This is a genomic window from Micrococcus sp., from assembly GCF_030523875.1.
Lineage (GTDB): Bacteria > Actinomycetota > Actinomycetes > Actinomycetales > Micrococcaceae > Micrococcus.
Map to the genome: position 1 here is coordinate 1 of NZ_JAUNHR010000117.1, position 4,850 is coordinate 4,850.

The window sequence follows — 4,850 nt, forward strand, 5'->3', positions numbered from 1 at the left end:
TGGCGTTGGACTCGACGTCGCCGATCGGCTCGTCCAGGGCGAACTGCTTGAGGTCGACGCCCATCCACCCGGACATCAGCACGAGGGCGCCCTCGTGGTCCACGTACCGGGAGAGGTCCTCGAACGTCGCCTGGGCGGCCTCGTCCGTGGGGCCAGTGACCACGGTCTGCATCGCGAAGACCTTCACGTCGTACGGGTCCCGGCCGGCGTCGGCCAAGGCCTGGCGGATCTTCTTCACGGTGCCGGCGGCCATTTCCTTGGTGGGTGCGTTGATGAACACGGCCTCGGCGTGCTTGCCGGCGAAGGCGCGGCCGCGCGTCGAGGCGCCGGCCTGGTAGATCACGGGGGTGCGCTGCGCGGACGGCTCGGTCACGGCGTGGCCGGGGACCTTGAAGTACTTGCCCTCGTGGGCGATGTCGTGGACCTTGGCCGGGTCCGCGAAGACGCCGGACTCCTTGTCGTAGACCACGGCGTCGTCCTCCCACGAGCCCTCGAGCAGCTTGTAGACCACGTCGAGGTACTCGTCCGCGTGGTCGTAGCGCTCGTCGTGCTCCATCTGGTCGTCCTGGCCCATGTTCTGGGCGGCGGACGGCAGGTAGCCGGTGACGACGTTCCAGCCCACGCGGCCGCCCGTGAGGTGGTCGAGCGTGGCCAGGCGACGGGCGAACGGGTACGGGTGCTCGTACGCGGTGCCCGCGGTGACGCCGAAGCCCAGGTGCTCCGTGACGGCGGCCATGGCCGAGACGAGCAGGAACGGGTCGTTCACGGGGGTCTGGGCGCCGGAGCGGATCGCGGCCTCGGAGTCGCCGCCGTAGACCGAGTACGGACCCAGGACGTCGGCGATGAAGAGCCCGTCGAAGAGGCCCTTCTCCAGGGTCTTCGCCAGGTGCGTCCAGTACCCGAGGGTGTTGTAGTCCCGGGACCGGTCGTCCGGGTGGCGCCACAGGCCCGGGGACTGGTGGGCCACGCAGTTCATGTCGAACGCGTTGAAGAGGATCTCGCGGCCCGCGCGGCCGGGGTTCTGCTCGGTGGTCATCGCTGCTCCTTCCAGGGCGCCCCGTCCGGGCGCAGTCCGAGCCGGCGCACGCCTGCACGGACGATGTCACGGCCGCGCCGGGCGCGCCGTGGGTGTCGTCACCAGTCAACCGGCCGAGGTCTGAGTGACGAAAGTGACGGCGCGCCCGGTGACGCCGAGTGACACGTTCGCAGCGCCGGACCGGGCGCCCCGCGGCGGCAGACGACACGTGGGGGATGGGATGTCGGGGATGGCGCGGCATGTCCTGGAGGGCACCGGGACGCAACGTCACGATGTGACACCTCGCCGTCATGTGCGCCGTGCCAGCGGTGAACGGGAGGGTCGGGTGCCGTCATGTGACGAAGCCCCACGTGCTGAGGCTCCCCGGATGCGCCGCCCCGGGCCGCGCGTGCTGTGATGACCCACGATCCCCGCGCCCCCGCCCACGAACGATGGGAGTTCCGCAATCGTGACCCCCCGCGACAACGACGCACGCCCGTCCCCCGGCGTGGCCTCTCCGGAGCGTCACAGCCTCGACGTGGTGTTCCGCGGCGTGGGGCGCACCTTCGCCACCACGGACGGCACGCACGTCGTCCTCCGTGACGTCGATCTGACCGTCGCGCCCGGCGAGGTCCTCGCCGTGATCGGCGCGTCCGGCAGCGGCAAGTCCACCCTGCTGCGGGCAGCTGCCGGCCTGGACATGGGCTTCGACGGCGACCTCCTCATCGGCGGCGCGCCCGTGAAGCCCTATGACGAGCGCACGGCCGTCGGATTCCAGGAACCACGGCTCATGCCGTGGCGGACGATCCGTCAGAACGTTGAGCTCGGACTTCCTCGAGACATGGACCGTGCACACGGCCTGGAACGCGTCCACGACCTGCTCACGCTGGTCGGCCTGGCGCCGTTCGCGGATCACCGGCCGCGCGAGGTGTCCGGCGGCATGGCCCAGCGGGCGTCACTGGCGCGGGCCCTCGCCCGCCGCCCCGGAGTCCTGCTCCTCGACGAACCGTTCGGCGCCCTCGACGCCTTGACGCGACTCAAGATGCAGGACCTGCTGCTGGATGTGCACGCCGCGACCGGGACCACCGTCCTGTTGGTCACTCATGACGTGGAGGAGGCGCTGCACCTCGCCGACCGCGTCTTGCTCATCTCCCACGGCGCCAGTCCGTCTGAGGGAGCCAGCGTCGGCCGCATTGTCCAGGTCCCCGGCGACCGTCCACGGGATCGGGCTGACCCCGGTCTCGCCCGCCTCCGGGCAGAGCTCCTCGAGGGCCTCGGCGTCGAAGCCCATTCCCACTGATCTCCCCACTGCGAAAGGCCCCTCCATGCGTCGCATCAGCACCCCTCTCTCGCTCACCGGCCTCCTGGCTGCCGCAACCCTGACCCTGACCGCCTGCGCGGGCGAGAATGCGCCTGCCGGCGGAGGGTCCGGTGACGCCGCGGCCACGAACTCGTCCGAGACGCTGACGATCGACTTCGCGACCTACAACCCCCTGTCGCTCGTCATCAAGGAGCAGGGCTGGCTGGAGGAGGAGCTGGCCGACGACGGCGTGAAGGTCGAATGGGTGCAGTCGGCGGGGTCCAACAAGGCCAACGAGGCACTGCGCTCCGGGGCCATCGACGTCGGCTCGACGGCTGGATCGGCAGCCCTGCTGAACCGCGCCAACGGTGCCCCCATCAAGACCTTCATCGTCGCCAATCAGCCCGAATGGGCCGCCCTGCTGGTGGGCCCGGACTCGGACATCACCTCCGTGGAGCAGCTGGAGGGCCGCTCCGTCGCCGCGACCAAGGGCACCGACCCCTACTTCTTCCTGATCCAGTCGCTGGAGCAGGCCGGCGTCGACCCCTCGGCGGTCACCGTCCAGAACCTCCAGCACGCCGACGGCCGGACCGCTTTGGAGTACGGGTCGGTGGATGCCTGGGCGGGACTCGATCCGATCATGGCGGGGGCTGAGACCACCGGCGCCGAGTTCCTCCATCGCGACCCCTCCCTGAACAGCTACAGCGTCGTCAACGCGACCGAGGAGTTCCTCACGGACAGCCCCGAGGTCGCCCAGACGGTGGCGGACACGTACGAGCGCGCGCGTGCGTGGGCCCAGGAGAACCCTGAGGAGACGGCTGCGATCCTGGCCGAGGTCGCCGGATTGGACGAGGGCGTCGCTGCGAAGGTCATCGATGAGCGGACCAACCTGGACGTCTCGCCCGTCCCCGGGGAGGAGCAGCGGGCAGTCCTGGAGGGCATCGGCCCGATCTTCGTGGAGACCGGCGACGTCCCCGACCAGGACCAGGTCGACCAGGCCCTCGACACGCTGTTCGAGCCGTCGTTCGCCCAGAAGGCCTCGGACCAGTGAGCACCGCGGTCGACCCGACCGACGCTGCGGCCGGTGCGGCCCCGACGGGGAGGGCGCGTCCCCCCAGGACACGTCTCGCGGGTGCCGGCCGGGGCGCCGCGGATCGGCCGGGCGCGCGGCTCGCCGTGGGGCTGATCGTCCCGCTGCTCCTGCTTCTGCTCTGGTGGGCGGTGACCGCCGCCGGCGTCTTCTCTCCCGTTCAGCTTCCTTCGCCGCAGTCCGTGGTGCTCGCCGGTGTGGACCTCGCGGAGCGAGGCACCCTCTGGACCCACATCGGGATCTCCACACAGCGTGTACTCCTGGGCTTCCTGATCGGCGCAGCGCTGGGGTTGGTTGTCGGATCCCTGCTCGGTCTGTCGCGTTGGGCAGACGCCTTGCTCTCACCGTTGATCGGTGCGCTGCGCGCCGTCCCGTCGCTCGCGTGGGTGCCGCTGCTGATCCTGTGGATGCAGATCGGGGAGGACTCCAAGGTCACCCTGATCGCGATCGGCGCCTTCTTCCCGGTGTTCACCACGGTGTACGCCGCACTGCGCCATGTGGACCCGCACCTCGTCGAAGCCGGCCGAGCCTTCGGATACCACGGCTTCTCCCTGCTCCGGACTGTGCAGCTCCCTGCCGTGGTGCCGTCGGTCTTCTCCGGGCTGCGACTGGCTCTGGCCCAGGCATGGCTCTTCCTGGTGGCCGCAGAACTGATCGCGTCATCCATGGGTCTGGGCTTCCTCCTCACCGACTCGCAGAACAACGGTCGAACCGACCGTCTGATCCTCGCGATCATCCTCCTGGCCCTCCTGGGGAAGACCACCGACTGGATCCTCGGGCTTGTCGAGCGGTGGGCGCTCCGACGCTGGAGCTGACGCTCAGTCCTCCTCGGCCACGTCCCCCGCGGAGGTGTAGGCCACCGGCGGGGTGCCGTTGACCAGCCAGTCCCCGGCCATGCGCACCTTGAACGCGGCGGGGTCGTGGGTGGCGAGGGTGCGGGCGTTGCGCCAGTGGCGGTCCAGCTGGAGCGCCGCGGAGGTCGCCGAGGCCCCGAGGGTGTCGAAGATGCGCGTGCACACGTCCAGCACGGCGGTCGGGACCACGGCCTGCGCCCGGTAGGCGGCGGCCATGGCCTCCTGGACGAGGTCGGGGTCCCAGGCGGGGTCGGCGTCGTCGTCGGCCGTGGCGGCCTCCGCGGCCTCGTCCAGCAGGCGCCCGACGGCGCGCACCATCTCCTCCGCCGCGGCCTGCTGCCCGGCCAGCTGGCCCATGATCTCCAGCAGCTGGGGGTCCCGGGCTGGCACGTCCGCGGTGCCCGTGTTGAAGGTGCGTCGGCGGGTGCGCAGCAGCTCCGCGCCCTCCGCGAGCGCCGCCCGCCCGACGCCGGCCAGCAGCGCCAGCAGGGTGGCCTCGAGGAGCGCGGGCACGGGTCCGTCCGGACGGGGCACCTCGAGCAGGTCCTCGGCCGCGGCGCCGTCCAGGACCACGGAGCCGGTGGCGGTCAG

Annotated in this window: 4 protein-coding genes and 1 pseudogene; 3 read left to right on the forward strand and 2 right to left on the reverse strand. The window is 71.2% G+C overall.

The features are described from left to right. A partial coding sequence (locus Q4D18_RS10995; protein WP_303128340.1) for an NtaA/DmoA family FMN-dependent monooxygenase occupies positions 1–1,036 on the reverse strand: 1,036 nt, incomplete at its 3' end. Positions 1,037–1,523: 487 nt separating this feature from the next. Here Q4D18_RS10995 and Q4D18_RS11000 point away from each other — a divergent pair. From Q4D18_RS11000 to Q4D18_RS11010, 3 genes are read left to right on the forward strand one after another with little or no spacing between them, the layout of a single operon-like run. After that, the gene (locus tag Q4D18_RS11000) at positions 1,524–2,315 is read left to right on the forward strand and encodes an ABC transporter ATP-binding protein (protein ID WP_303128346.1); all 792 of its coding nucleotides are present in this window, start codon (positions 1,524–1,526) and stop codon (positions 2,313–2,315) included. Positions 2,316–2,340: 25 nt separating this feature from the next. Further along, a complete protein-coding gene (locus tag Q4D18_RS11005) occupies positions 2,341–3,366 on the forward strand; it encodes an aliphatic sulfonate ABC transporter substrate-binding protein (RefSeq protein ID WP_303128343.1) in 1,026 nt (341 codons plus the stop codon). After that, entirely contained in the window at positions 3,363–4,220 is an 858-nt protein-coding gene (locus Q4D18_RS11010) for an ABC transporter permease (protein ID WP_303128345.1), read from the forward strand. The genes Q4D18_RS11005 and Q4D18_RS11010 overlap by 4 nt, the downstream gene beginning before the upstream one ends. Before the next feature lie 3 nt (positions 4,221–4,223). Here Q4D18_RS11010 and Q4D18_RS11015 read toward each other — a convergent pair. Beyond that, positions 4,224–4,850, reverse strand: a pseudogene (locus Q4D18_RS11015) (acyl-CoA dehydrogenase); the annotation flags it as partial.

Bases quoted from the DNA above. Each gene is read 5' to 3' on its own strand.
- Q4D18_RS11005 (WP_303128343.1), top strand. From the start codon at position 2,341: ATGCGTCGCATCAGCACCCCTCTCTCGCTCACCGGCCTCCTGGCTGCC.